Below are 25,151 nucleotides of genomic sequence, written 5' to 3' on the forward strand. Positions count from 1 at the left end.
CCGACCGCCGCCCTCGCCGCACGTCAGGCCGTCAGGCGGGCGATCGCGTCCTCCACCGGGAGTTCCTCGCGCTCGCCGGTCCTGCGGTCCTTCAGTTCCAGGACGCCCTCGGCGGAGCGGCGGCCTGCGACCAGGATCTGGGGTACGCCGATCAGCTCGGCGTCGGTGAACTTCACGCCCGGGGAGACGCCGGCCCGGTCGTCCACCAGGACGCGGGCGCCCGCGGCGGCCAGCTTCTCGGCGACGTCGAGGGCCAGCTCGGTCTGCAGGGCCTTGCCGGCGGCGACGACGTGCACGTCGGCCGGGGCGATCTCCTTGGGCCACACCAGGCCCTTGTCGTCGGCGCTCTGCTCGGCGATGGCCGCGACCGCGCGCGAGACGCCGATGCCGTAGGAGCCCATGGTGACGCGGACCGGCTTGCCGTTCTGGCCGAGGACGTCGAGCTTGAGGGCGTCGGTGTACTTGCGGCCCAGCTGGAAGATGTGGCCGATCTCGATGGCGCGGTCCAGCTTGAGGCCGGTGCCGCACTTGGGGCAGGGGTCGCCCTCCTGGACCACGACGACGTCCACGTACGCGTCGACCTCGAAGTCACGGCCGGCGACGACGTTCTTCGCGTGGGTGTGCTGCTTGTTGGCGCCGGTGATCCAGGCGGTGCCGGGGGCCACGCGCGGGTCGGCGACGTACTTCACCTTCTCGCCCAGTCCCTGCGGGCCGACGTAGCCGCGGACCAGGTCGGGACGGCCGGCGAAGTCCGCCTCGGTGACCATCTCGACGGCGGCCGGGGCGAAGTGCGCCTCGACCTTGTCCAGGTCCACCTCGCGGTCGCCGGGCACGCCCACGGCGACGATCTCGCCGTCCACCTTGACCAGCAGGTTCTTCAGCGTGGCGGAGGCCGGGACGCCGAGGGAGGCGGCCAGGGTCTCGATGGTCGGGGTGTCGGGGGTGGGGATCTCCTCCAGGGCCGGGACGGCCGAGCCGTCCACCGGCTGGAGCGCGTACGTGATCGCCTCCGTGTTGGCGGCGAAGTCGCAGTTCGGGCAGTCCGCGAAGGTGTCCTCGCCGGCCTCGGCCGGAGCCAGGAACTCCTCGGACTTCGAGCCGCCCATGGCACCGGCGGTGGCCGCGCAGATGCGGTAGTCCAGGCCGAGGCGCTCGAAGACGCGCTGGTAGGCCTGGCGGTGCAGGGCGTACGACTGGGCGAGGCCCTCGTCCGCCAGGTCGAAGGAGTACGAGTCCTTCATCAGGAACTCACGGCCGCGCAGGATGCCGGCGCGGGGGCGGGCCTCGTCCCGGAACTTGGTCTGGATCTGGTACAGGATCACCGGCAGGTCCTTGTAGGACGTGCACTGGTCCTTGACCAGCAGGGTGAAGATCTCCTCGTGGGTGGGGCCGAGGAGGTAGTCGCCGCCCTTGCGGTCCTTGAGCCGGAACAGCTCCTGGCCGTACTCGTCCCAGCGGCCGGTGGCCTCGTAGGGCTCACGGGGCAGCAGGGCCGGGAGGGTGACCTCCTGGGCGCCGATGGCGTCCATCTCCTCGCGGACGATCCGCTCGACGTTGGAGAGGACCTTCTTGCCGAGCGGCAGCCAGCTCCAGATGCCGGCGGCGGTGCGGCGGACGTAACCGGCACGGACGAGGAGCTTGTGGCTGAGGACCTCGGCGTCCGCCGGGTCGTCGCGCAGCGTCTTCGCCATCAACTGGGACATGCGCTGGACCGGTGCGTTCGCCATGGTTCTCGTACTCCTGCCGGGTATGGGTGATGGCATAGGAGGTTAGCCGGGCTGGCTGTGCGGGCGGAAATCGGTTAACGCCTGCGCAGCGGCAGAGGGGCGCCCATCACCACGTACGGCCGTGGCGCGCTCGGGAAGTGCACCTGGCGGGCGAGGTCCACGTAGCCGAGGGAGTAGTAGAGGCCGCGGGCCGGGCTGTCGGTGTCGATCGCGGAGAGGATCGAGCGGGGTTCGGCGGCGGTGTCGGTGATCGCGGTGATCAGGCGGCGGCCGATGCCGCGGTTCTGGTGGCCGGGGTGGACGTGCAGCTCGGTGATCACGAAGGAGTCGTCCAGCCAGAAGTCGTTGCCGCCCGCGCGGAGGTAGGGCTCCACGACGGTGGACCACCAGTGGGTACGGGAGTTCGGCATGCCGTACACGAACCCCACGAGGTGACCGCCCACCGTGGCGCCGAGGGCCCTCGCGCCCTGGTACTGCATGTGGCGCTGGACGATCTGGCGGCGTACGGCGACTTCGTCGGGGCCGAGGCCGAAGGCGACGGCCTGGACGGCGAGGGCCTCGTCGACGTGGGCTGCGAGGTCCAGGGGGCCGATCACGAGCTCCATGACGGGAGCGTACAGGTGGGTACAGGGGTTCAGAACAGCACGCTCATGAAGGCGCCGACCTCTTGGAAGCCCACCCTGCCGTACGTCCGCCTGGCCGCCGTGTTGAAGTCGTTCACGTACAGGCTGACGACCGGGGCCACGTCGGCGAGCGCATACCGCAGCACGGCCGCCATGCCGGGGGCGGCGAGCCCCCTCCCCCGGTACTCGGGGGCCACCCACACACCCTGGATCTGGCAGGCCTGGCCGGTCGCCGCACCGATCTCCGCCTTGAAGACGACCTTGCCGTGCTCGTCGAGGCGTGCGAAGGCACGGCCGGCACCGACGAGTTCGGCGACGCGGGCCTGGTACAACAGCCCGCCGTCACCCGCCAGCGGTGATACGCCGACCTCTTCCGTGAACATCGCCACGCACGCCGGCATGATCGCCTCCATCTCGTCCTTGCGGACGCGGCGGACGTAGGGGTCCGGGGCGATGTCGGCGGGCATGCGGTCGGTGACCATCAGGGGCTGGTGGGCGCGGACCTCGCGGGCGGGGCCCCAGTGCGGCTCCAGCAGACGCCACAGCGCGGCGGTGGGGTCGACGGGGCCGACGATGGACGAGCAGCGCCGTCCGGTCCTTCTGGCCCGGTCCGCGAAGGCTCGGACGGCGCGCGGGGTGGCGCAGACCGGGACAAGGTTGGCGCCCGCGTAGCACAGGGACGTGAGCATGCCGTCCTCGTACCAGCCCCACATCTCGCCGCCCAGGCGCCACGGGTCCAGTCCGGCGACCTGGACCCGGGCAGCCACGAAGGCGTTCGCCACCGGCTCGCGGCCGAGGATGGCGAGCGCGGCGTCGAGGTCACTCGGTTCGAGCACCCGAGAGGTGGTCTGGGTCAACACGTACGGGGCCTCACCCTGGGGTTCTGCTGGTCCCGGCACTTTACCCCGAGCGTTTGAGGAGCGCTTCCGCGTGAGCACGGCTCAGCAGGACGACACCGAGAGTGGCCTTCCCGGCACACTGGGGGTTCGGTGTCTCCACCGCCACCGCCGGCAGGTATGTGACCGTGGATCTTCCGATCAGCCGGACCGTCTGCCGTTCGCGCCGTCGAGATCGCTGGCGATCAGGATGAGAGAGCTTCACTGGTGGACTGATCGACGCACCGGCGCCGGAGAACACGCTCTGTACCGGAGTTGGCAGGAGGCCGACTCCGACCCGCCGGCCTGCCCCGCGAGTTGACTTGCCGTGCGCTGCTACGTCGACCGTTGGTCAAGAACGTAAATAAGTTGCCCATAAGATGGCGCCTCCTCAACTGGCTTGAACCAAAGGAAACAGATGGGCAGACAGATACGGCGCCTGGCGGCACTCCTCGCCCCTCTCGCCCTCGGTGCGGCACTGCTCGCCCCGGCCACCGCCCAGGCGGAGACCGTCGTCTCCGGGAACTACACCGCGGTGTTCACCTACCCCACGCCCACGACTTACGACTCCTCGATCAACACCTCGGTCGGTGACCTGATCGATCTTGCGGCGCCCAACTCGACGCTGTACATGGGCATGTACTGGTTCAGCAGCTCGGCTCTGCAGGCGAAGCTCAGCGCCGCCCAGAGCCGCGGCGTCACGCTGCGCATCATCTCCGAGTCGGCGAACCGGGCCAGCAGCAACCTGGACGGTCTGACGCTGACGGGCAACTCCAGCCTCACCTGGTGCTCCCGTGGCTGCCTGGGCAACGGCTCGGGCGACACGAACGCGATCGACCACGACAAGTACATCGTGTTCGACGCGCTCACCGACGGACGCACGAACGTCGTCTGGCAGAGCTCGCAGAACCTCGCGGGCGGCCAGGACGGCGAGATCAACAACGCGGTCGTCGTGTCCAACAACGCGGCCCTCGCCTCCCGGTACCGCGCGCACTTCAACGAGCAGATCAAGCATGCCGGCGACAGCCTGCACACCACGTACGACTACACCACGGGCGACCCGAGCTCTCCCGTCGAGGCGTTCTTCTTCCCCCGTGACACCGCCTCGGACGCCACCCACTACGGCAACGCCGACATCCTCGCCTCGTTCATCGACAAGGTCGACTGCTCGATCGACGGGAAGATCAGGATCTCGGCGGCCGAGCTCGACCAGCGGTCCACCCGCCCGGCCGTCTACGACGCCCTGCAGGCGAAGCGGTCCCAGGGATGCAGCGTCGACGCGAACGTCCGCGATCTCAGCAACGGTGGGGGCAACGACGGCGTCAACGACCTGACCGCCCTCGACATCGCGGCCTACGGCAACCGCCCCGGCGGGTGCCGCTACAAGTCCTCGGCGACCGCATCCTGCAACCACGGCACCACCCACTCCAAGTACCTGCTGACGGAGTGGACGAAGGCCGACGGCACCAAGGTCCAGCACGTGTACACGGGCTCCCACAACTGGACCTCGGGCTCGCTGAAGACGAACGACGAGACGCTGCTCCGTATTGATGACCCGACGGTCTACCAGGCCTACGTCGCCAACTTCAACAAGGTGCACTCGGGCGCCGTCGACATCGACGCCTCGAAGTACGGCTCGACGTCCCAGCACTACTCGCGGGTCAACGTGCAGGCCGACGGCGACCAGCACTACAGCGCCATCGCCTCCGGCGGCACCTCGTCCGTCTACACCGCGGTGGTGTACGAGCAGGGCGACCGGCACGACTCCTCGGACACCGAGCTGGGCACCGACGTGTACATCCGCATGTACAAGGACGGCGTCGCGCTGTGGAACGAGAAGCTGCTGAGCAACAGCGGCACCGCCGGCAACACGACCTGGTCGCACCAGAAGCCCGACGTCGGCGTGGACGACCAGGGCAACGCGATCGTCGCGTGGGCCAAGGACGACGACGGCAACAAGTTCGCCGACATCGCCGTGGTCAAGGTGGCCCCGGACGGCACGGTGACCGCGCTGCCGCGCCCGCACGCCTCCGGTAGCGGGGACCAGCTGCGGCCGACGGTCGCGGTGGCCGGCGACGGCTCCTACACCGTCGCCTGGGAGAGCACGGCCGACGGCTCCACGCTCAACCAGATCTACGCGAGCAGCTGGTCCGGGACCGGTGCGCTGCGCTACCAGGACGTCCAGGTCAGCACGATCAACTCGGGTGCAGCCGGGTCGAACCGCCGCCCCGACGCGGCGATCGACGACGCCGGGAACACCGCGATCGTCTGGGAAGAGGACGCGGACGGCAACGGCGGCATCAACATCGGTCTCGCGAAGCTGAACGCCTCGGGCGGCTTCGCCGTGGCCCGCAAGGTGGCCAACTCCCTCACCGACGGGCAGCAGACCGTTCCCGCGGTGGCGTCGGCCGGCGACGGCCGGTTCGTCGTGGCGTGGACGGACGAGTACACCACGGGCACCGGCACGCTGGTGCGGCCGCAGCGGATCTACGACCGCGTCTTCTCCGCGACCGGCAGCGCCGCGGCGGCCGAGCAGCGGACCACCGAGGACGCCACCAGCAGCGGCCCGTTCGTCGACAGCGAGCGGCCGATCTCCGACCAGGACACCGCCGATGTCGCGGTCGCCGACGACGGCAGCTTCGTGGTCGCGTGGAAGGAGGCCTTCGACGTGAACGTCGGCGGGACCCTGTACGCGGGCAAGGACGACGTGTGGGCCCGCGGCTTCAACGCGGACGGCACGACGGCCGGCCGGCTCCCCGCCTACCGGATGAACGTGGTGACCGGCGGCGGCCAGGGCGGCCCTGCCGTGACCCTGGCCCCGACCGGCCGGCTCGCGCTGACGTACTCGGACGACTACGACGGCAACGGCTTCAACGAGATGCGGCTGCGGGACGCGTTCAGCAACTCCTGAACGCCCAGGGGCGGCACCCCTTCCAGGGGTGCCGCCCTCAGTACTGCGCTCCCCCGCGCATGGATTTCAGACTTCGTTCCTATACGCCGACAGTTGTGAGACGAATGCGGTGGCGGCGACGGCTCGGATGCGAGTCCCGGACGAGATGACGCCGACGAGGACGCCCTTACCGTCGCCTTCCCCGCCGAGGGAAACGTCTGCCGTGAGGTGAGTTCCGAAGCCCTCCGGAGTGACCGTTTTGAGGCCACTCAGGGAAAAGCTCAAACTGCACCGTGTTGAAACCCTGCGCGGCCCACTTGCACGGCGGCCGGTCCGGGTAACGCGGGAGATCCAGGCGGAGCCGCAGCGTCGGTCCGTCCTCGTGCAGATGAACACCGACGAGGTCCGGGGGACGCCTTCGTAAAGAGAGGTGATTCCCTCCGGATTGTGCAGCAGCGAGGTCCACGACATATCGACCCAGCCTTCACTGAAACAGTAGACGGTCCCGGATCGCCAGGCTGGGCGAGATCTGAATGACCATCCTGCCGGCGCACTCTCCGGTGTGAAAATCGACGGTGAAGCATGTGGCTTCCGGGCCCGATGAAACTGTCAGCCTGGTCGCACCTTCACGAAACACGTCGAGGATGTCCTCCCCGCCGACACCGGACCAGCGAGCCCTGACCGATCTCCCGGGAGCGTTGTAGGACAGGCTGATGGACTCGCCGTTCGATCCTGGGCGCGGAAATCCCGAGCTGCCGGGGCGCGAGAGGCCCACCCCGGAGGTCGTCCCGCTGAGCCGTCCGCACCACGAAGCGCCTCACAATCCCTCGGGACAGAGTTCCGAGACCAGCAGAACCGCAGGGTGAGGCCGCGTAGGTGTTGACCACACGGAGGTTCATGACATGGCGGTCGACACCTCAGGAACACCCCGGCGTCGCGTGAAAGGTGTGCGTTCGGGACAAGGACATGTCCCCTGCCCGGAAACTCAGCGACGAGCCCTCGGCCTCGATGGACATGGTGATCCCGTCCTCCGCTCTCTCCAATTGTACCTTCTTGCGCCCGGGAGGACCCCAGCCGTGCGCGGTGACCTTGCGGACGTCACTGAACGCGAGGAAGAACTCGAAACCTTCCTGGCTCTCCTGCGTGGTGAAACCGAGGGTGATGGAGGACTCTCGCTCATCGAGGTGTACATAGAAAAGGTCGTAGGTGCTCAGTTGGGACGACGTCGCCAGTGCGGCGAGTTCAACGTTCATAGAAGGTCTTTTCGCTCGGGGCGGGGATCGTCGAGTGCCGCCTGGCGTCGACTCTGCTGAGGAACAGATGCGGGCCGTCGTCCGAGCCGCCCGGACCCGGCCGGAAGCCGCTCAGGTGCCCGGCGAGCACGTCGGCACTGGCGGTGAATTCCAGGAAGGTGACACGATCAGTCGAAGCCGTTACTCGGATCCTGTGCTCACCCCCCGGCAGAGGGGCCATCGCAAGACAAGCCGTTACTGGCGGCTCCCAGGCAGACAGCACCAGGTCGGCCACCGCCAGGAACCGGAGCTGGCACTGAACGGTGTCAGCTCCGGAGCGGGTCCACTCCTCCGGAAGGGGCAGCGGTGGCGCGGGCAGGTCCAGCCGCAAAGTGACCTGCGGGCCACGCCAGTTGAGATTTACGGAACGCAGCCGGACGGAGTCCAGCGGGGGTAGTTCCGTTCCGTAGAGAGGGGCCAGGACCTCCATGTTCCGCACGGGAATGCTAGCGGTCATAGTAGTAATGCTCCTCGCACCCTGGAATCTGGCCGTTTCGAGTGTCTTCGTATGGTCTCACATGGACGTGTGACGGCTGGTATCCCGGCTCTCCGGGCTTTTGGTGGCCGAACCAGTGGTCCTGGAAGGTCACCAGATCACGGCCGTTGGGGTGTTCGTAGACTTCCTCGGTGTAGTAGATCGGCTGGTGGTTTTCGTCCAACAGCTGTTTCGAGCCTTGCCATTCCGGGGTGGTGGCAGGAACGTACTCGTTCACCTCAAGTGGGACGGCCCCCTCGGGAATTCCGGCATCCCGCAACGCGTCTGCCTTGGCACCGGCCAGATCACGGCCGAAAGGACCCGCTTTCGGGCACACGTCCGGTGCCAGTCCCAGAGGGTCCGCCCATGTGTGGGGGTTGGCCACATAGGACGCCGGGTTGGGGGCGGGGGCGAGCCCGAGCGGGTCGAGTGTGAGATACCGAGCCGTTTCCGGGTCGTAGTGCCGGAAGTAGTTGTAGTGGAGTCCGGTCTCGGGATCGAAGTACTGCCCGGGAAAACGCAGCGGCGTGTACGTCGTCGCATCGGAGTTCCAAGTGACCGTGCCCCACAGCGTGGTGCGGGTGCGCAGCCCGAGTCTGCCCTGTTCGTCGACGAGTTCGCGTGGCGTGCCGATGAGGTCGGTGACGATGGCGAAGAACCGGCTGTCGATCTCTTTCTGGGACGCCGTGCCGGCCGCGATGCGCTCGGTCTGGGCGATGGGCCGCAGCCCCTTGTGGTCCCAGGTGAGGGTGACGGGGCTGGGTAGTTCGGGGCCCGTGGACGTCTGTTCGCACAGGGTGACGCGGTCCCAGGTGAAGACGACGCGCTCGACGACGCGGGTTCCGTCGTCGGAGAGGCGGACCTTCTGCGTCCGTCGTCCGAGCGGGTCGTACGAGTAGCGCCAGCGCGTCCCGTCGGGGGTGGTGACCTCGGTCAGCCGGTCTTCCACGTCCCAGCTGTAACGCCAGGTGTCCGGCTTCCGGGACAGTCGGGTTTTCTGGCGGAGCGTGACCCGGCCGAGCGCATCGTGTTCGTACCGGACGTTTCCCGCCCGCGTGATGCGGGTGCCTTCGTAGCTGCGCACACCGGTGGCCTCGTGACCCGGGTACCCGGCAGGCCAGGCCGCTGCGGTCTGGTTTCCTGCTGCGTCGTAGGCGTAGCTTTCGGACCAGTTGGCGGCGCGCACCGCCGTGACGCGCCCCACCGCGTCCACGTCGAAGTGGCGTACCCCGTCAAGCAGGTCTTCGACGGCTGTCAGGTTGCCGTCGAGACGGTATGTGTAGGCGCGCCGCTGGACGGGATCGGGCTGCTGTGCGGTCAGTACCGACTGGGTGGCGAGCCGCCCACGGGCGTCAAAGGAACTGGTCAGCGTGACCGACGCGCCGAATCGCCTGGTCAGTTCCTGTCCAGCGGGGTCATAGGTGAAGTCGATGACATGGCCGGACGTGGTCAGCCGGGTGGGATGACCCGCTGCGTCGTACGTCCACGTGCTGGTGGCGCCCGAAGGGGTGGTGCGGCCGACGCGGCGGCCGAGCGCGTCATAGGAGTACGACAGAGTGCGACCGTCGACTGTCTCGGTCAGCAGACGTCCGTTGCGGTCGCGGAGCAGTGCCAGCGTGCTGTCGGGGCCGTGTGCCTCAGCGAGTTGGTCGGTGAAGTCATAGGCGAACGTGGTGACTTCACCCTCGGCGCTCTTGCGGACCACCTGGCCCAGCTCGTTCCGTTCGAAGGACACGGTTTGGCCGAGCGCGTTCGTCCGGGAGGCCAGCCGTCCAGCGCTGTCGTAGGTGTAGCTGAGGACGCGGCCGTCGAAGTCCGACTCCCGAATGAGCCTGCCTGCGGGGTCGTAGGCATAATCCCACTTCAGTCCCTGCGGGTTGGTGACCTTGATCAAACGCAGCTCGGCGTCATGCTCGAACAGATGGCGTGTCCCGTCGGGGCCGGTGCGGGCGCCCAACAGGTCGAAGTGTGTGTATTCGAAGCGGGTGACGCCGCCGATCGGGTCAGTGTGCTCGATGCAGTTTCCTTCCCCGTCGTAGCGCCAGAACTCGACAGCGCCGTCGGGGGCCGTGCGGCGGCTGAGCAGGCCCTCGACGGTCCACTCAAGCAGGGTGGTGGCTCCGAGCGGATCCGTGATGCACACGACACGGCCGAAGGCATCCCGGGTGTAGCTGGTCGTCGCCCCAGCGGGATCAGTGATCTCGACGGGGAGACCGGCAGGGTTGCAGCGAACGCGGGTGACGTTGCCGGCGGGGTCTGTGACCGACGTGAGGCAGCCGGCCTCGTCATGGGCGAACCTGGTGGTCCGTCCGTCGGGGCGGACGAGGGCGGTGCGATTGCCCCGCTCGTCGTAGGTACGGCGGTGGGTGTTGCCGTCCGTGCCGGTCACCTTCACCGGCAGGCCCAGGTCGTTGTACTCCGCCCGAGCTTCGCGGCCGTCCGGGCGGAGGACCGAGACGAGGTTGCCCTCGTCGTCGTAGCGGAACGTCGTCGTGTGGCCCAGCGGGTTCGTCGTGGAGGTCAGGCGGTTGTAGCGGTCGCGGGTGAAGTGGGTCGCCGCGCCCAGCGGGTCGATCTCGGTGACGACCTGGCTGTCGGCGTTGATCAGGTAGCGGCGGGTGTGGCCCTCGCCGGTCACCGTGGTGGTGACGCGGTGGCCGGTCGCCGGGTCCGTGTCGTCGTACGACAGGCGCAGGGCCATGTGTCCGTGTGAGCCGCTCTCGGCTGTGCAGCGGTCCCGGTCGTCGTACTCGTAGGTGTAGCTGCGGTCGTTCGTGTCCGTCCAGGACACCACCCGGCCGCGGTCGTCGTAGCCGAAGCGCAGGGGCAGGCCCGAGCTGTTGATGACCTCCGTCAGGTGGCCCTCGGCAGAGTAGGCGTAGCGCTTGATCTCCTGGTCGGTGCCGTCCGGGGCCGCGCCCGCCAGGTGCAGGGCCGTGATCCGGTCGCCTTCTGTCGTGATCTTCAGGCGGTAGCCGGCGGAGGAGGCGATCGCGAGGGGGGTGCCTTCGGTGTCGTACTCGAAGGTGAGCCAGTTGCCGTTGCGGTCGTCCACCTGTTCCAGGATCGCCTTCGTCTCGGACTGGTCGGCGAAGTGCCAGACCCGGCCCGAGCGGGGATCCTTGATCGTGTAGCCGCCGTCGACCCTGTGCAGGGGCCAGCGGCTGCTGCCGTGGGTGGGGAGCGACGGGGTGCCCGGCTGCGGGTGGGGATAGCTGAGGAGGCGGCCGTCCTCCGTGACGAAGATGATGCCCTCGGCGTCGATCGCCAGGTGCTGGTCGACCGTCGAGGACCAGGACCGGCCGAACCAGTGGCCCAGGCGGTAGCCGGACTCCACGCGGCGGGTGAAGGTCAGCGGGAGGGTGCCGGGGAGCACGACATCCGTCTGCGGCAGGTACATCTTGCCGGTGACCAGGTCGACCGGGTCGGTGTTGTCGTCCTGGACCTTGTTCTTCGGGTTCTCCGCCACACCCTCCGGGTCCTCGCCCGCGGCCCGGCGGGCGTCGCCCGCCGCGGCCCGCTCGCCCGCGCTCAGGTCGGAGCCCAGCCCGTCCAGTTCGCTGGGCAGGGCGCGGGCGCCGGGGATGGAGATGCCGTCGAAGAGGGCGCGGACGCCGCCTGCCTCGCCTGCCGCCCTGGCGAGCGCTCCCCCGCCGCCGAACATGCCGCCGAAGACCATGCCGGTCGTCGCCGCGTCGCTCGCCTCGTCGAGGCTGAAGCCCTTGCTCTCGCCGGTGGCGATGGCGACCGGCTGGGTGACGGCCAGGTCGACGGCGACCGACTCGACGCCGCCGAACGCGGCCGTGGCCAGGGTCGTGCCCGCGATCGTGGCGATCTCGGTGGAGACCTCGATGCCCAGGGTCCCGGCGAGTTCCACGATGCTCGCGGTGGCCGCGGCTGCCGCGCCTTCGGAGATACCGGCCGTGAAGATGGCGAGCGCAGTGCCCGCGACGATGGTCGCGCCGACGATCTCCAGCTCGTGTTCCAGCTTCTTGACCGCCTTGTGCACGACGTCGGCGTACTTGTCGAGCGCCTTGGCCATGCCCCGGGCGGCGTCGGCCATGTCCTTCAGCCAGCCGTGGCCGTTGTAGTAGTAGCGGCGCCAGTACGGGTCGTCGAAGGCGGAGATCGCCTCGCCCTTGTTGTTGTCGATGATGCCGCGGGCCGACTTGTTCGCCGCCGCCAGTACGTCTTCGATGTCGTCGGCGAAGGCTCGCCAGGCCTTGGCCGCGTCCCGCAGCCCGTCCTCGTCGGCGGCCGGCCACCACATGCCGGTGAGGTCCTGGACGATCTGCTTCGCCTTGTCGGCCGCGCTCACTTCGACTGGCCCCCGCCCTCGCCGTGGCCGTCGTGCTTCACCTGGATCCTGCTGAACATCGAACGGACCAGCTGCTCGTTGTCGATGTGACCGTCCGCCATGTCGGTCATCGCCTTCTCGATGCTGGCGAGGCCCTGAGAGAGGATGGACGCGGCGTGCTCGATCTTCGTGACGTTCGGGCCGTAGACCTTGTGGAACTCCTTGCCCTGCTTGTCGTCACCCCATGGCGAACCGGCCGCCGCGAGCGCCGTCTTGAGCTTGGTGAGCGCCTTGGTGAGATCAGTGCTGTGCGTGTGGAAATGCGGAGCCGTCTGCTTCAGATCGGCCATCTTGATGTCGAGTATCTTGCCGTCGCCGCCGCTGCCCTTGTCAGCCATGGTGCCGCGTCCCTCCCCGTCAGTCTGCTCACCAGCCCGAAGACCCTAGTGGGCAGGACGAGTTCGCAATCGGGAGCGGCACCAAAGGGACGGTAAAGTTCCGTTCAGGAGTGCGTAAGCCTGAGGAACGCGTCCCAGGCGGCAGGCTGCACGGCGAGGGTGGGGGCGGTGGTGGGGTTCTGCTTGGAGTCCCGTACGTGGATGGTGGTGGGGCTGGTGGCGACCTCTACGCATTCGCCGCCCGACCCTGTGCTGTAGCTGCTCTTGAACCATGCCAGCTCGGATGACTCTTCGACCTTCATGTCTCTCCCAGCAACTTCTCTACGAGGGCCAGTGATTCGCTCGGTGTCAGGGCCTGGGCACGGAGGACGCCGTACTGCTGCTCCAGTTCCCTGACCGTCTCACGATCGGTGTAGAGGCGGCTGCTCTTGTAGGCCTCCACATAGGCGATCCTGCGCCCGTTCTTCGTTTCGATCAAGGTGAACGGGCCTTCAATTCCAGCGTGCGCCTCGCGAGCCGTCGGCATCACCTGGATTTCGACGTTACGGCGCTGCCCGTGGAGCAGGATCTGCTCCAACTGCCCCCGCATCACTGCCTGTCCGCCGAGCGGTCGGCGCAGGAGGTGCTCCTCGATCACGAAGCTGATGGTCGGGAACACCGGTTGGGCAAAGATAGCCTGCCGGGCCAGACGGGCCGCGACCCGCTTTTGCACAGTCTCCTCGTCCAGGAGCGGACGCCACATCCTGCACACCGCAAACGCGTAGTCCTCCGTCTGGAGGAGACCCGGGATCGCCTTCGTAGCGAACACGTGCAGCTCGACGGCCTTCTTCTCCAGAGCCGCAGCATCCTGGAAGAACGCCGGATACTGCGCCTTCTCCATGTCCTCGATGAACTCAACCAGCACCCCGCGCGCGTTCAGCCCCTCGTCGGCCTGCATGATGAACTTCGCGTTCGGAATGCGCCTGCCCTGCTCGTACGAGGCGATGGTCGCCCCTGAGTACCCCGTACGGGAGCCGAGTTCGGCGCGTTCCATGCCCGCCTGTGTCCGCAGCCGCTTCAGTAGCCGCCCGAAGAGAAGCGGGACGACCGAATCCGGCTCGACCTCTGGCTCTGATGCTTCCTGCACTTCCTCGCTCACGTACACCCCCAATGCCCTCGCGCCACCGTCGGTCACGGCGCGCCCGCGTACAGCGGCACCCCACGCTCGTACAACGCATGAACAGTCATGGTGCTGCCGCTGTTCAACGTTACTGAGCGTGCGGGAGCGTGAACGGCATGAAGTCAGAGATCTCCACCCACGAGTTCGCCATGCGCTTCACCTCCACCCCGCGCGGCGCACGGCTCGCCCGGCGGCTCGTCTCGCACCGGCTGGACGAGTGGGGGCACCCCTACGGCGGACCCGTCAATGAAGCCGTCACGCTGATCGCCGCCGAGCTCGTCGCGAACGCCGTACGGCACGGGCACGTACCCGGTCGGGACTTCCGGCTCCGGCTCACCGAGTCGGCCGGCACCCTGCGCCTAGAGGTCTCCGACACCCGTTCCGAGCGACTGCCCGAGGTGCGGGAGCCGTGTGACGAGTCCGGCCGTGGGCTGCTGCTGGTCGAGGCGCTCTCGGACAAGTGGGGTGTCACGCCGCGCCGGCCCGGCAAATCCGTCTGGGCGGAGGTACACGTAAGTCCCGCCACCCAGCGGTGACGGGACTCACACGGCAGTCGGAGGGGTCAGCCGGACACCGACACCGACGGCTCGCCCGACTCCACGCCCTCGTCCTGCATCTGCTCGGCCAGCTTCATGGCCTCCTCGATGAGGGTCTCGACGATCTTGGCCTCGGGGACCGTCTTGATGACCTCGCCCTTGACGAAGATCTGGCCCTTGCCGTTGCCGGAGGCGACGCCGAGGTCGGCCTCGCGGGCCTCGCCGGGGCCGTTGACGACGCAGCCCATGACGGCCACGCGGAGGGGTACGTCCATGCCCGTCAGGCCCGCGGTGACCTCCTCCGCCAGCTTGTAGACGTCGACCTGGGCGCGACCGCAGGACGGGCAGGAGACGATCTCCAGGCCGCGCTGGCGCAGGCCCAGCGACTGGAGGATCTGGAGGCCGACCTTGACCTCCTCGGCGGGGGGCGCGGACAGGGACACGCGGATCGTGTCGCCGATGCCCTGGGACAGCAGGGCTCCGAAGGCGACCGCCGACTTGATCGTGCCCTGGAACGCCGGGCCCGCCTCCGTGACGCCGAGGTGGAGCGGGTAGTCGCACTGCGCGGCGAGCTGCTTGTACGCCTCGATCATGATCACCGGGTCGTTGTGCTTCACCGAGATCTTGATGTCGCGGAAGTCGTGCTCCTCGAAGAGGGACGCCTCCCACAGGGCCGACTCGACCAGGGCCTCGGGGGTCGCCTTGCCGTACTTCTGGAGGAGTCGCCTGTCCAGGGAGCCCGCGTTGACGCCGATGCGGATCGGGGTGCCGTGGTCCTTGGCGGCCTTGGCGATCTCCCTGACCTTGTCGTCGAACTGCTTGATGTTGCCGGGGTTGACGCGGACGGCGGCGCAGCCGGCCTCGATGGCGGCGAAGACGTACTTGGGCTGGAAGTGGATGTCCGCGATGACCGGGATCTGGGACTTGCGCGCGATGGTCGCGAGGGCGTCGGCGTCGTCCTGGGTCGGGCAGGCCACACGGACGATCTGGCAGCCGGAGGCGGTCAGCTCGGCGATCTGCTGGAGGGTGGCGCCGATGTCGGACGTACGGGTCGTGGTCATCGACTGGACCGAGACGGGCGCGTCTCCGCCGACCGCCACGCTTCCGACCTGGATCTGCCGGCTCTTCCGGCGCTCGGCAAGCTTGGTCGGAACGGACGGCATGCCGAGAGAAATCGCAGTCATCTGCTGTGCAACCCCAAGTCGTGGATCAAGGTCCGGTCCCGTCGTCGGGCGGGCTCCAGGCTTCGAGATTACGGCACGGGCCTTGGCCCGAGCACATCCCACCCGGGAATCCCACTCAATGGGAGGTGGCCCGGAGTACAGGGCTCCGGGCCACCGAGAACGTCGTACGGCTATGAGATTTTGACCGGGTTAACGACGTCCGCGATCAGGACCAGGATCGTGAAGCAGACGAAGATCCCGGCCACCACATACGCCACCGGCATCAGCTTCGCCACGTCGAACGGGCCGGGGTCCGGGCGGCGCAGTACCCGGGCCAGGTTCCTGCGCACTGCCTCCCACAGGGCGCCCGCGATGTGCCCGCCGTCGAGCGGGAGCAGCGGGAGCATGTTGAACAGGAACAGGGAGAGGTTGAAGCCGGCGAGGAGCATCACGAACCCTGCGACCTGCTGGGAGGCGGGGATGTCGAGGGTGGCGATCTCGCCGGTCACCCGGGCCGCTCCGACGATGCCCATCGGGGAGTCCGGTTCGCGCGGGCCGTCGCCGAAGGCGGCGTCCCACAGGGCGGGGATCTTGCCGGGCAGGGCGGCGAGGGAGTCGACGGCGTCGCCGACCCGGTCGGTCATCCAGGTCACGGACTGGCCGAAGTCCTGGTGGACGACGCCGGTGGCGGCGCTGAAGCCGAGGAAGCCGGCCTCGACGTACTTGCCCTGCACGTACTGGCCGCTGGAGTCCTTCTTGGCGACCATGTTCGTCGCGATCGTCGTGTGCAGGGTCAGTTCCCGGCCCTTGCGGTCGACGACGATCGCCACGTTCTTGCCGGCGCTGTCGCGGATGAGGTCCGAGAGCGTGTTCCAGTCCTTGGTCGGCACGCCGTCGAAGGAGACGATCTTGTCATGCGGCTTCATACCGGCCCGTGCCGCCGGGGACACCGGGTCGGACTTCTTGCAGGTGTCGCGGTGCTGGCTCTGGTCGATGGAGCACGGCGAGACCGAGGCGACGGTGGTGGTCTGCTGCTGGATGCCGAAGCCCATCAACACCGTGAAGAACAGGCCGATCGCGAGGAGCAGGTTCATGAAGGGGCCCGCGAACATGACGATGACGCGCTTCCACGGCTTGCGCGTGTAGAACATGCGCGTCTCGTCACCGGGCTGCAGTTCCTCGAAGGCGGCCGAGCGGGCGTCCTCGATCATGCCGCGCCACGGCGAGGTGGAGCGGGCGGAGACCCGGCCCTGGTCGTCGGGCGGGAACATCCCGATCATGCGGATGTAGCCGCCGAGCGGGATGCCCTTGATGCCGTACTCGGTCTCGCCCTTCTTCCGCGACCAGATGGTCGGGCCGAAGCCGACCATGTACTGCGGGACGCGGATGCCGAAGAGCTTGGCCGTGGACAGGTGCCCCAGCTCGTGCCATGCGATCGAGACCAGCAGGCCGACCACGAAGACCACTATGCCGAGGATGAACATCAAGGTCGTCATGCACGCGCCTCCGCGGTCGCCGTCGTGGCAGTGAGTTCTCGGGCCCGGGCCCGCGCCCAGGTCTCCGCTTCGAGGACGTCCGACACCGTGAGTGAAGTTCCCGTGTCCGGGGTGCCGTGCTCCTCGACGACCCGGGTGACGGTTTCCATGATCCCGTTGAAGGGCAGCGCGCCGCTGCGGAAGGCCTCGACGCACTCCTCGTTGGCCGCATTGAACACCGCCGGAGCGGTCCCCGCGAGCCGCCCCACGTGCCGGGCGAGGTTCACCGAGGGGAAGGCCTCGTCGTCCAGCGGGAAGAACTCCCAGGTGGAGGCCTTGCTCCAGTCGAAAGCGGGCGCGGCGTCGGGGACGCGTTCGGGCCAGCCCAGACCGATGGCGATGGGCCCGCGCATGTCGGGGGGCGTCGCCTGGGCGATCGTGGATCCGTCGGTGAACTCGACCATCGAGTGAACATACGACTGGGGATGCACGACCACCTCAATGCGGTCGAAGGGAATGTCGTAGAGGAGGTGTGCCTCGATGACCTCCAGGCCCTTGTTGACGAGGGTCGCGGAGTTGATCGTGATCACCGGGCCCATGGCCCAGGTGGGGTGGGCGAGGGCGTCCTCGACGGTGACGTGCGCCAGTTCGGCCTTGGTACGGCCGCGGAAGGGGCCGCCGGAGGCCGTCACTACCAGCTTGCGGACGTCGGCCCTCGTCCCCGACGCCAGCGCCTGGAAGAGGGCCGCGTGCTCGGAGTCGACCGGGATGATCTGGCCGGGCTTGGCGAGCGCCTTGACCAGCGGCCCGCCGACGATCAGGGACTCCTTGTTGGCCAGGGCGAGGGTGCGGCCGGCCTCCAGGGCGGCGAGGGTGGGGGCGAGGCCGATGGAGCCGGTGATGCCGTTCAGCACCGTGTGGCAGGGGGAGGCGGCGACCTGGGTGGCGGCGTCCGGTCCGGCGAGGATCTCGGGGAGCGGCTCGCCGGTGCCGTACTCGGCGGCGAGGGCCTCGCGCAGCGCGGGTACGACGTCCTCGCGGGCGACCGCGACGGTGCGCACCCGCAGCCGGTGCGCCTGCTCGGCGAGGAGGGCGACACGGCCGCCGTTCGCGGACAGGGCGGTGACCCGGAAGCGGTGGGGGTGGCGCAGCACGAGGTCGATGGCCTGGGTGCCGATGGATCCGGTGGAGCCGAGGATCACCACGTCCTTGGGGCTGTCGCCCGCGAGGGGGTCGTAGACGAGGTGCGGGTCGGCGAGGGGTGCCGGATGGGCGGGGCTGTCGGTCATCCCTCCATTGTTGCCGCAAGCGGTGACGCTCAGGACAGGGCGTCCCCCGGGCGGGTGCGTGAACAGGTTTCGTCACCGGATGGAGCGATCCTCCCCTTGTGAAGTATCAGTGAAGATCATGTGATAACACTTCAGTGGCACCACGTTCGCGGACGACATCCTTGGGGGGATCTCTCCATGCCTACTGTGCGCATGCGCGCCGCCCTGCCCGCCCTCGCCGGCGCGGCCCTGCTCACCGGCACCCTGCTCAGCACCCCGGCCCAGGCGGCCGGGGGTGTGCAGATCCACCACGTCTGGTTCGACAGCCCCGGCAGCGACAACCGCTCCAACGCGAGCCTGAACGCCGAGTGGGTGCAGATCAGGAACACCGGCGGCACGGCCGTCTCGCTCAGGGGCTGGGTGCTGAAGGACGCCTCCAACCACAGGTACGTCTTCCCCGACGTCAGGATCGGCGCCGGGAAGTACATGAAGATCCACACCGGTCGCGGCTCGGACACCACGTCGGACAAGTACCAGGGCCGCCGCGCCTACGTCTGGAACAACGACAGGGACACGGCCACCCTCACCAGGGCGAGCGGCTCCAAGGTGGACTCCTGCTCCTGGACCACGCGGGACCCGAGCGACAAGTACTGCTGAACCGCTGCTGATGAACAAGTCGTGCTGAAATTGCGCACGTCGGGTCCCGCGAGATGGCATCCTTCTCTGTCGGGGCCCAGTCAAGAAGGGCCAAAGGGGGAGGAGTCACCCATGAACCGCAAGCGTGCGACCGCGGCCGTCCTGGCCACCGCAGGAGTTCTGACCGCTGCTCAGCTCGGACTCGCCGGAGCGGCATCGGCCGCCACCCGGACGTCGGCCGGCGCCGGCTGCCCGATCAACATCGTCTATCCGAGCCGCTTCTACGTCGACTCGCACGGCTGGGTCACGAACGGGGGCCTGTACTTCGGCATCAAGAGCAAGACGTCCCAGAGCTTCAAGCGGGTCACGTTCAACGTCACGAACGTCAAGAACCTCCGCTTCGGCAAGGCCAAGCCGACCGGCGGCCGCATCACCCGCAACTCCACGACGTCGGTGTCCGTCTACACGGGGACCTTCAAGGGCAAGGCCAGCCTCGGCTTCCGGGTGCCCTCGCACCTGCTCAACACCCACAGCTACAAGCTGAAGCTCAGCGTGTACGGCTCGGGCTGGAACTGCGCCGTCAACCAGGGCACCTGGGGAGCGTGACCCCAGGCGCCCTGTCGGCCGGCACAGGAGCGGCTCAGTCGCCGTAGGGGCGGCTCAGTCGCCGTAGGGGCGGCTCAGTCGCCGTAGGGGCGGCTCAGTCGCCGTAGGAGCGGCTCAGTCGCCGTAGGGGCGGCGCTCACTCGGCCGGGTGGCCGGTCCGGGGGTCGCGTCGGCGATCCACGGACCGTCCCCGGACGGGTCGACGATCCCCTCCTCCAGCCAGGTGTAGGCCCCGCCGAGCACGCCCTTGACCACACCGCGGTCAAGGGCGTCGGTGTTGGTCCACAGCCGGTCGAAGAGTTCCTCGACCCGGATGCGGGCCTGCCGGCAGAAGGCGTCGGCCAGCTGGTAGGCCTCCCGGCCGTGTTCGTCGCGGCCGCGCAGCAGTTCGGCGCGGACGCAGGCCGCGCTCATCGCGAACAGTTCGGCGCCGATGTCCACGATCCGGCCGAGGAAGCCCTGTTTGGTCTCCATCCGGCCCTGCCAGCGGGACATGGCGTAGAAGGTGGAGCGGGCCAGCTTGCGGGCGGTGCGCTCGACATAGCGCAGATGCCCGGACAGGTCGACTTCGTTCCTGAACTCACCGTAGGACAGGGGAAGTTGACCTGGACCGGCAACCAGCTTCGGCAGCCACTTGGCGTAGAAGACGCCCGCGTTCGCACCCGCCTTCGCCTTGTCGGACAGCGACTTGTCGGGGTCGATGAGGTCACCGGCGACCGCGAGGTGGGCGTCGACGGCCTCGCGCGCGATCAGCAGGTGCATGATCTCCGTCGAGCCCTCGAAGATGCGGTTGATGCGCAGATCGCGCAGCATCTGCTCGGCCGGGACCGCCCGTTCACCGCGCGCCCTGAGGGACTCGGCGGTCTCGTAGCCGCGTCCGCCGCGGATCTGGACCAGCTCGTCGGCCATCTTCCAGGCCATCTCGGAGCCGTAGAGCTTGGCGAGGGCGGCCTCGATGCGGATGTCGTTGCGGTCCTCGTCGGCCATCTGCGAGGACAGGTCGAGGACGGCCTCCAGGGCGAAGGTGGTGGCCGCAATGAAACTGATCTTGGAGCCGACGGCCTCGTGCAGCGCGACCGGCTTGCCCCACTGCTCGCGTTCCGCCGACCATTCGCGGGCGATCTTCAGGCACCACTTGCCGGACCCGGCGCACATCGCGGGCAGTGACAGCCGGCCGGTGTTGAGGGTGGTGAGCGCGATCTTCAGGCCCGCGCCCTCGGGGCCGATGCGGTTCGCGGCCGGGACCCGCACCCGGTGGAAGCGGGTGACCCCGTTCTCGATGCCGCGCAGACCCATGAAGGCGTTGCGGTTCTCGACGGTGACGCCCTCGGAGGTGGCCTCCACGACGAACGCGGTGATGCCGCCCTTGTGCCCCTCGGACTTCGGTACGCGCGCCATGACGACGAGCAGGTCGGCGACCACGCCGTTGGTGGTCCACAGCTTCACCCCGTCGAGGACGTAGTCGTCTCCGTCCGGTACGGCCGTGGTGGCGAGGCGGGCCGGGTCGGAGCCGACGTCCGGCTCGGTGAGCAGGAAGGCGGAGATGTCGGTACGGGCGCAGCGCGGCAGGAAGGCGTCCTTCTGCTCCTGGGTGCCGAAGATCTTCAGCGGCTGCGGTACGCCGATCGACTGGTGGGCGGAGAGCAGCGCGCCGACGGCCGGGCTCGCGGAGCCGGCCAGGGCGAGGGCCTTGTTGTAGTAGAGCTGGGTGAGGCCGAGACCACCGTACTTGGGGTCGATCTTCATGCCGAGGGCGCCGAGTTCCTTCAGGCCCGCCACGACCTCGTCGGGGATGCGGGCCTCGCGCTCGATGCGGGCGGAGTCGATCGTGGACTCACAGAACGCGCGCAGCTTGGCGAGGAACTCCTCTCCGCGCCGGACGCTCTCGGGGTCCGGGAGCGGGTGGGGGTGGATGAGGTCGAGCCGGAAGCGCCCGAGGAACAGTTCCTTGGCGAAGCTGGGCTTGTGCCAGTCCTGCTGCCGGGCGGCCTCCGCCACCTGGCGTGCCTCGCGCTCGGTGACGTTGGTGCGTGGAGTGGTGGGGGCGGACATGAGGCTCACCTCGCCGCGGAGAGGGATGATTGCGGACCGTTCGTTACCGACCAGTGCTACTGGATCGTTGGTACCCGAAACGGGCCGACCCCACCACCCCCCGCGGTCCGTTCAGCTGATTTCTCAGCCGATGTCGACTGGAGTAGGCCTTCGTGTCCAGGCGCCCCGAGCCCTTGAAGACCTCGATGCCCGACTCGATCCCGGAGAGTACTTGTGGTTGCTCTCCACCGTGCCAGGGTTCCGGCTGAGCGAGAAGTCCCACTTGGCGGTGACCTTCCTGCGGTGGAGATGGGCCGGCACGCGGTCGAGCATCTGGTGGCCAAGCTGGACGGGCCGGGCGGGGACGAGGTCGTGCTGATCGCGCCCGACCCTGACCGTACGGGAGGGTTCGGGACCGGCACCGGCCGCCTCCTGACCCCCAGCGCCCGTCTCCCGACCGGCAGCGCCCGTCTCCCGACCGCGCCGGCCAGACCTCCCGCCCCTCCCGGCATCCGCCGGCCCGGCCCCGGGGCACCCTCTGCCTGCTTCCCCGACTGCACTCCTCACTCCAGGAGCAGGCCGTGAACCAGCATGCCGTCGCACCGCCCGAGGTCGGCCTCGCCCAGTCCTCCCCCACCGTCGGCACCTTCCGGGAACGGGACGGGGCGCTGGAGTGGAGCGGCCGTCGGGAGACGGTGCGGAACGAGCCATGGGGCCGGACGCGGTCCGGGTGCGCGCCCGGCTCGGCGGCCCGGTGCTCGACGGCCTGCCGGGAGCACTCCTCGACTCCCCGCCCGACCGGAGGGGCACGGCGCCGCGAAGCCGCACACGGTGCTGATCCTGACGTCGGCGTACCCCTACGCGGTGGACGCCGCCCGGGTTCCCGCCGTGCTGTGGACGGCACACGGCGGCCAGGCGGCGGGCACGGCCCTGGCCCGGGTCCCGGCGGGCGACGGCTCCCCCACCGGCCGCCTCCCGCAGACCTGGACGGCGGCCCGGTGCTGGCCTCCCTCAGGCTCGACACCCCCACCACCGACGCCTATGCGTCGGCGATCTAGTACCGCTGGAACCAGTGGGCTCTGAAGTGACGGGCGGTCGAGAAGGGCTGCTCCGGGTCGGTGAGCAGGCGGTGGACGAACTCCCCGGTCGACCCGTCGAACCGGTAGGCGGTGCGGTCGTCCTCGTACGCCAGGACGGGCCATCTGTCGGGGTCGGGGCCCTCGGTGAGCCAGTAGAACGAGTCGGCCTGCACGCTGTCCGCCCACTTCAGCAGCCCGCCCGGAGCGGGGTACGGCCGGTGCGGCTCCCACAGCCGGTTGCCGTGCACCTCGGCCCACCGGGCCAGCCACTCGCTGTACTCGACGAGGTCGCAGTGCGGGGCGCCGGGCAGGTAGAGCTGGAGATAGCCGTCGAAGGCGCCGCGCCCGAACAGCTCGACCAGCCGCTTGTAGTCGCTCGGCAGCGCGGTCCCCAGACGGGCCTCGGCCGCTGCCCAGTCGACGGCCTGCGGCGTGTCCGCCACCCATCCCGTGACGGCGACGACCCGGTCCACCCAGGAGGCGTCCTCCGGCAGCCCCGCCGCCGAGGGTGCGGCCCGCCCGGCGATGACGACGACGGTTCGTACGCCGTCGACGGTGCGGGCGCTACCGCAGCCGACCCAGCGCCCGCCGACGGCCCACGCACACATATCGATCACGTCGCCGCCGAACGGCGCGAGCAGCGGCAGCCCGGTCCGCTCGGAGGCCGCCGGATCGGCACTCCCGCCCCTGACCAGCGTGCGCGGCTGTCCGTACCAGCCGCTCAACTCCTCGCGCAGCACGGACGGGACGGCCCCGTCGGACGCCGTGAGGCACACATGCCCCCTCGGGTGCCCGGCCTCCCCGCACTCCAACTCCTCTGTGTCCGGCCAGAGCAGGGGGTGGATGGCCGCGAGCACTCCGTGTGTGTCCATGGCGGGGCAGTGAACCACACGCCACAGGCCCCTGTGCTTGCCGGGTCCGGTGTGCTTGCCGGATCCGGCACACGCCGACGGCCCGGGTCGGGGACCCGGGCCGTCTTGGGGACCTCCCCCGGTGCGTGGCGGGGCGTCAGCTGTGGTGGGCAGCCTTCGCCAGTGCCGGCACGAAGCGCAGGGCGTCCAGGGTGCCCACGCCGGTGGCCATGTCGTAGCCGTTGACGGCCTTGTAGCCCTTGACACCCTGGTAGGTGTTGTCGGTGCCGTCGTTGACGTCGACGATGCCCGGGTTCTTCTGCTTGAGAAGGGTGTAGAGGGCCCCGTTGATGTCACCCACGCGGTGGCCGGCCGCCTGGTCGGCGAGGGCGACGATGCCCGAGAAGAGCGGGCTGGCCTCGCTGGTGCCGCCGCTGACGTCCCAGCCGGTGGCGGTCGGGTCGTAGCTGGAGTACACCCAGGCGCCGCCGTTGACCGCGGCGGCCAACGAGATGTCCGGGGTGCCGCGGCGGGTGCCCACGACACTCTTCACGCTGTCCTGGAAGGACGGACGCGTGAACACGTGGGACTGGCCGCCGCCGCCCGCGCCGTAGTCGTTGTAGACGCTGTCGGGCTTGACGCGCTCACCCTTGTCGTTCAGGTGGAGCTGGGTACCGCCGATGGAGGTGACCAGCGGGTCCGACGAGGGCCAGGAGTTGACGCGCTTCTTGTAGTACGTCTTGCCGTCCAGCTTCATGTCCGTGGCGCCGCCGTCACCGGAGGAGGCGAGGACGGTCACGTGCTTGCGCTGGGCGTCCTCGAAGGCGTACCGCAGCTTCTTGATGCTGGAGAAGTCGCCCTTGTCGAAGCCCGGGAAGGTGTTCTCGGTGGCGCCGAAGCTCTGGCTGATGACATCGCCGACGCCCTGGTCGATCAGGTGCTTCTCGGCGGACATCATCTCCGGCAGACCGGTGGTCCCCTCGGTCTCCGAGACCGCCGTCTCCACCAGGACGATCCTGGCGCCGGGCGCGACGGCGTGGGCCATCTCGACGTCCAGGGTGGTCTCGCCCGCCCAGCCGGTCATGTCGGAGTTCTTGGGGTCGAACTTCGGGACGTGGCCCCACTTGACGACCTTGACCTTGGTGCTGGGCAGCCCGAACTGCTTGCTGTAGACGTCCAGATCGTGCTGGACGGTCGGGGACCCGAAGGAGTCGACGATGACGATCGTGCGGCCCTTGCCGGTGATCCCCTTCTTGTACAGGGGGTTCAGGTTGTACGCGGTGCGGTACTGCAGCGGGTTGTAGCAGTTGATGTGCCACTTGGCCTGGCACTGCGCGATCGGGAGCGGGCTGGCCACGCCGTGGACCAGGTTGTGCCCCGCGATGGCCGGTGCCGCGAAGGTGTGCGGTACGCCGGCGGGCGCGGCGGTGGTGGCGCCGGCCTGGGAGGTGGCCGCCAGCGCGGCGGCGACGAGCGCGACGGTGGCGGCGGACGCCGCGACGCCGCGCCCGGTACGGGCTATGTGCATGTGGTCCCCTGAGTGTTCCTGACGCGTCCTGGGCGGGAGGAACCCGGCCCGGACGAACTGGTCAGGCGCATCTCATCGGGTGGGTCATGGACAGAACAAGACGCAGGGCAACACTCTTGAACGACCGATATCGAATCCTTTACCAGGGGACAGAAAACGGGGAAACGGACAGAGGGTTATCCCTCGGTCCGGGAACAGGAACGGCCGGAGCCCCCGCACAGTGGGCTCCGGCCGTTCTGTCC

The 25,151-nt window shown here is 68.9% G+C and carries 20 protein-coding genes and 2 pseudogenes; 6 read left to right on the forward strand and 16 right to left on the reverse strand.

What is annotated here, in order from left to right; translation table 11 throughout:
* Positions 1-23: 23 nt before the first annotated feature.
* The 3 genes from ACZ7GZ_RS28830 to ACZ7GZ_RS28840 all read right to left on the reverse strand — a co-directional run bounded on the left by ACZ7GZ_RS28830 (position 24) and on the right by ACZ7GZ_RS28840 (position 3,210).
* Entirely contained in the window at positions 24-1,727 is a 1,704-nt protein-coding gene (locus tag ACZ7GZ_RS28830; RefSeq protein WP_471028604.1) for a proline--tRNA ligase, read from the reverse strand.
* A 74-nt stretch (positions 1,728-1,801) separates the two neighbouring features.
* Positions 1,802-2,332 carry a GNAT family N-acetyltransferase gene (locus ACZ7GZ_RS28835; RefSeq protein WP_471028606.1) on the reverse strand — a complete coding sequence of 177 codons (531 nt, stop codon included), beginning with the start codon at positions 2,330-2,332 and terminating at the stop codon, positions 1,802-1,804.
* Positions 2,333-2,361: 29 nt separating this feature from the next.
* Positions 2,362-3,210 (reverse strand): GNAT family N-acetyltransferase, encoded by an 849-nt coding sequence (locus ACZ7GZ_RS28840; protein WP_471028607.1) that lies wholly within the window; start codon positions 3,208-3,210, stop codon positions 2,362-2,364.
* A 433-nt stretch (positions 3,211-3,643) separates the two neighbouring features.
* Between ACZ7GZ_RS28840 and ACZ7GZ_RS28845 the strand changes: the two genes are divergently transcribed.
* Positions 3,644-6,136, forward strand: a complete 2,493-nt coding sequence (locus ACZ7GZ_RS28845; RefSeq protein WP_471028608.1) for a phospholipase D-like domain-containing protein — start codon at positions 3,644-3,646, stop codon at positions 6,134-6,136.
* A 166-nt stretch (positions 6,137-6,302) separates the two neighbouring features.
* Here the strand turns inward: ACZ7GZ_RS28845 and ACZ7GZ_RS28850 are convergent, their stop codons facing one another.
* The 7 genes from ACZ7GZ_RS28850 to ACZ7GZ_RS28880 form a co-directional block, all read right to left on the reverse strand.
* Entirely contained in the window at positions 6,303-6,581 is a 279-nt protein-coding gene (locus ACZ7GZ_RS28850; RefSeq protein WP_471028610.1) for an Imm50 family immunity protein, read from the reverse strand.
* A 451-nt stretch (positions 6,582-7,032) separates the two neighbouring features.
* Complete coding sequence (locus ACZ7GZ_RS28855; protein ID WP_471028611.1) at positions 7,033-7,368, reverse strand: hypothetical protein; 336 nt, start codon at positions 7,366-7,368, stop codon at positions 7,033-7,035.
* Positions 7,358-7,837: an Imm50 family immunity protein gene (locus tag ACZ7GZ_RS28860; RefSeq protein ID WP_471028613.1), complete on the reverse strand. Its 480-nt coding sequence runs from the start codon at positions 7,835-7,837 to the stop codon at positions 7,358-7,360. Before ACZ7GZ_RS28860 ends, ACZ7GZ_RS28855 begins: the two co-directional genes overlap by 11 nt.
* A gap of 16 nt (positions 7,838-7,853) precedes the next feature.
* Positions 7,854-12,200 (reverse strand): DUF6531 domain-containing protein, encoded by a 4,347-nt coding sequence (locus ACZ7GZ_RS28865; RefSeq protein WP_471028614.1) that lies wholly within the window; start codon positions 12,198-12,200, stop codon positions 7,854-7,856.
* Positions 12,197-12,577, reverse strand: coding sequence for a WXG100 family type VII secretion target (locus tag ACZ7GZ_RS28870; RefSeq protein WP_471028617.1), 381 nt, complete (start codon positions 12,575-12,577; stop codon positions 12,197-12,199). Before ACZ7GZ_RS28870 ends, ACZ7GZ_RS28865 begins: the two co-directional genes overlap by 4 nt.
* A 104-nt stretch (positions 12,578-12,681) precedes the next feature.
* Positions 12,682-12,879, reverse strand: a complete 198-nt coding sequence (locus tag ACZ7GZ_RS28875) for a DUF397 domain-containing protein (RefSeq protein WP_471028619.1) — start codon at positions 12,877-12,879, stop codon at positions 12,682-12,684.
* Positions 12,876-13,715 (reverse strand): helix-turn-helix domain-containing protein, encoded by an 840-nt coding sequence (locus ACZ7GZ_RS28880; protein WP_471028621.1) that lies wholly within the window; start codon positions 13,713-13,715, stop codon positions 12,876-12,878. Before ACZ7GZ_RS28880 ends, ACZ7GZ_RS28875 begins: the two co-directional genes overlap by 4 nt.
* A gap of 137 nt (positions 13,716-13,852) precedes the next feature.
* Between ACZ7GZ_RS28880 and ACZ7GZ_RS28885 the strand changes: the two genes are divergently transcribed.
* Entirely contained in the window at positions 13,853-14,272 is a 420-nt protein-coding gene (locus ACZ7GZ_RS28885) for an ATP-binding protein (protein ID WP_471028622.1), read from the forward strand.
* 26 nt (positions 14,273-14,298) lie between these two features.
* Here ACZ7GZ_RS28885 and ispG read toward each other — a convergent pair whose 3' ends face one another.
* The 3 genes from ispG to dxr form a co-directional block, all read right to left on the reverse strand.
* Positions 14,299-15,456 (reverse strand): flavodoxin-dependent (E)-4-hydroxy-3-methylbut-2-enyl-diphosphate synthase, encoded by a 1,158-nt coding sequence (gene ispG, locus ACZ7GZ_RS28890; protein ID WP_471028623.1) that lies wholly within the window; start codon positions 15,454-15,456, stop codon positions 14,299-14,301.
* A 170-nt stretch (positions 15,457-15,626) separates the two neighbouring features.
* The gene (locus ACZ7GZ_RS28895; RefSeq protein WP_471028678.1) at positions 15,627-16,919 is read right to left on the reverse strand and encodes a M50 family metallopeptidase; all 1,293 of its coding nucleotides are present in this window, start codon (positions 16,917-16,919) and stop codon (positions 15,627-15,629) included.
* Between the two features lie 8 nt (positions 16,920-16,927).
* Positions 16,928-18,199, reverse strand: coding sequence for a 1-deoxy-D-xylulose-5-phosphate reductoisomerase (dxr, locus tag ACZ7GZ_RS28900; protein WP_471028625.1), 1,272 nt, complete (start codon positions 18,197-18,199; stop codon positions 16,928-16,930).
* A gap of 177 nt (positions 18,200-18,376) precedes the next feature.
* On the opposite strand from dxr, the gene ACZ7GZ_RS28905 reads away from it, so the two are divergent.
* Positions 18,377-18,835, forward strand: a complete 459-nt coding sequence (locus tag ACZ7GZ_RS28905; RefSeq protein ID WP_471028628.1) for a lamin tail domain-containing protein — start codon at positions 18,377-18,379, stop codon at positions 18,833-18,835.
* Positions 18,836-18,946: 111 nt separating this feature from the next.
* Positions 18,947-19,420, forward strand: a complete 474-nt coding sequence (locus ACZ7GZ_RS28910) for a hypothetical protein (RefSeq protein ID WP_471028629.1) — start codon at positions 18,947-18,949, stop codon at positions 19,418-19,420.
* A gap of 114 nt (positions 19,421-19,534) precedes the next feature.
* Here the strand turns inward: ACZ7GZ_RS28910 and ACZ7GZ_RS28915 are convergent, their stop codons facing one another.
* Positions 19,535-21,472 (reverse strand): acyl-CoA dehydrogenase family protein, encoded by a 1,938-nt coding sequence (locus ACZ7GZ_RS28915; RefSeq protein WP_471028631.1) that lies wholly within the window; start codon positions 21,470-21,472, stop codon positions 19,535-19,537.
* A gap of 560 nt (positions 21,473-22,032) precedes the next feature.
* Here ACZ7GZ_RS28915 and ACZ7GZ_RS28920 point away from each other — a divergent pair.
* A pseudogene (locus ACZ7GZ_RS28920) lies at positions 22,033-22,247 on the forward strand (glycoside hydrolase family 31 protein); the annotation flags it as partial.
* Positions 22,226-22,444: pseudogene (locus ACZ7GZ_RS28925) on the forward strand (glycoside hydrolase family 3 C-terminal domain-containing protein); the annotation flags it as partial. The pseudogenes ACZ7GZ_RS28920 and ACZ7GZ_RS28925, both read left to right, overlap by 22 nt.
* Positions 22,445-22,505: 61 nt before the next feature.
* Here the strand turns inward: ACZ7GZ_RS28925 and ACZ7GZ_RS28930 are convergent.
* Entirely contained in the window at positions 22,506-23,402 is an 897-nt protein-coding gene (locus ACZ7GZ_RS28930; protein WP_471028633.1) for an SMI1/KNR4 family protein, read from the reverse strand.
* Between the two features lie 136 nt (positions 23,403-23,538).
* Positions 23,539-24,909 carry a S53 family peptidase gene (locus ACZ7GZ_RS28935; protein WP_471028635.1) on the reverse strand — a complete coding sequence of 457 codons (1,371 nt, stop codon included), beginning with the start codon at positions 24,907-24,909 and terminating at the stop codon, positions 23,539-23,541.
* Positions 24,910-25,151 lie beyond the last annotated feature (242 nt).

The sequence above is a fragment of the Streptomyces sp. NPDC037288 genome, from assembly GCF_055603265.1.

What these genes read in the sequence shown, in the direction of transcription:
- ACZ7GZ_RS28860 (WP_471028613.1), bottom strand. Translation starts at nt 7,837, where the DNA reads ATGGAGGTCCTGGCCCCTCTCTACGGAACGGAACTACCCCCGCTGGAC.
- dxr (WP_471028625.1), bottom strand. Translation starts at nt 18,199, where the DNA reads ATGACCGACAGCCCCGCCCATCCGGCACCCCTCGCCGACCCGCACCTC.
- ACZ7GZ_RS28930 (WP_471028633.1), bottom strand. Translation starts at nt 23,402, where the DNA reads ATGGACACACACGGAGTGCTCGCGGCCATCCACCCCCTGCTCTGGCCG.
- ACZ7GZ_RS28915 (WP_471028631.1), bottom strand. Translation starts at nt 21,472, where the DNA reads ATGTCCGCCCCCACCACTCCACGCACCAACGTCACCGAGCGCGAGGCA.
- ACZ7GZ_RS28830 (WP_471028604.1), bottom strand. Translation starts at nt 1,727, where the DNA reads ATGGCGAACGCACCGGTCCAGCGCATGTCCCAGTTGATGGCGAAGACG.
- ispG (WP_471028623.1), bottom strand. Translation starts at nt 15,456, where the DNA reads ATGACTGCGATTTCTCTCGGCATGCCGTCCGTTCCGACCAAGCTTGCC.
- ACZ7GZ_RS28845 (WP_471028608.1), top strand. Translation starts at nt 3,644, where the DNA reads ATGGGCAGACAGATACGGCGCCTGGCGGCACTCCTCGCCCCTCTCGCC.
- ACZ7GZ_RS28895 (WP_471028678.1), bottom strand. Translation starts at nt 16,919, where the DNA reads ATGTTCATCCTCGGCATAGTGGTCTTCGTGGTCGGCCTGCTGGTCTCG.
- ACZ7GZ_RS28855 (WP_471028611.1), bottom strand. Translation starts at nt 7,368, where the DNA reads ATGAACGTTGAACTCGCCGCACTGGCGACGTCGTCCCAACTGAGCACC.
- ACZ7GZ_RS28835 (WP_471028606.1), bottom strand. Translation starts at nt 2,332, where the DNA reads ATGGAGCTCGTGATCGGCCCCCTGGACCTCGCAGCCCACGTCGACGAG.
- ACZ7GZ_RS28905 (WP_471028628.1), top strand. Translation starts at nt 18,377, where the DNA reads ATGCCTACTGTGCGCATGCGCGCCGCCCTGCCCGCCCTCGCCGGCGCG.
- ACZ7GZ_RS28935 (WP_471028635.1), bottom strand. Translation starts at nt 24,909, where the DNA reads ATGCACATAGCCCGTACCGGGCGCGGCGTCGCGGCGTCCGCCGCCACC.
- ACZ7GZ_RS28875 (WP_471028619.1), bottom strand. Translation starts at nt 12,879, where the DNA reads ATGAAGGTCGAAGAGTCATCCGAGCTGGCATGGTTCAAGAGCAGCTAC.
- ACZ7GZ_RS28910 (WP_471028629.1), top strand. Translation starts at nt 18,947, where the DNA reads ATGAACCGCAAGCGTGCGACCGCGGCCGTCCTGGCCACCGCAGGAGTT.
- ACZ7GZ_RS28885 (WP_471028622.1), top strand. Translation starts at nt 13,853, where the DNA reads ATGAAGTCAGAGATCTCCACCCACGAGTTCGCCATGCGCTTCACCTCC.
- ACZ7GZ_RS28870 (WP_471028617.1), bottom strand. Translation starts at nt 12,577, where the DNA reads ATGGCTGACAAGGGCAGCGGCGGCGACGGCAAGATACTCGACATCAAG.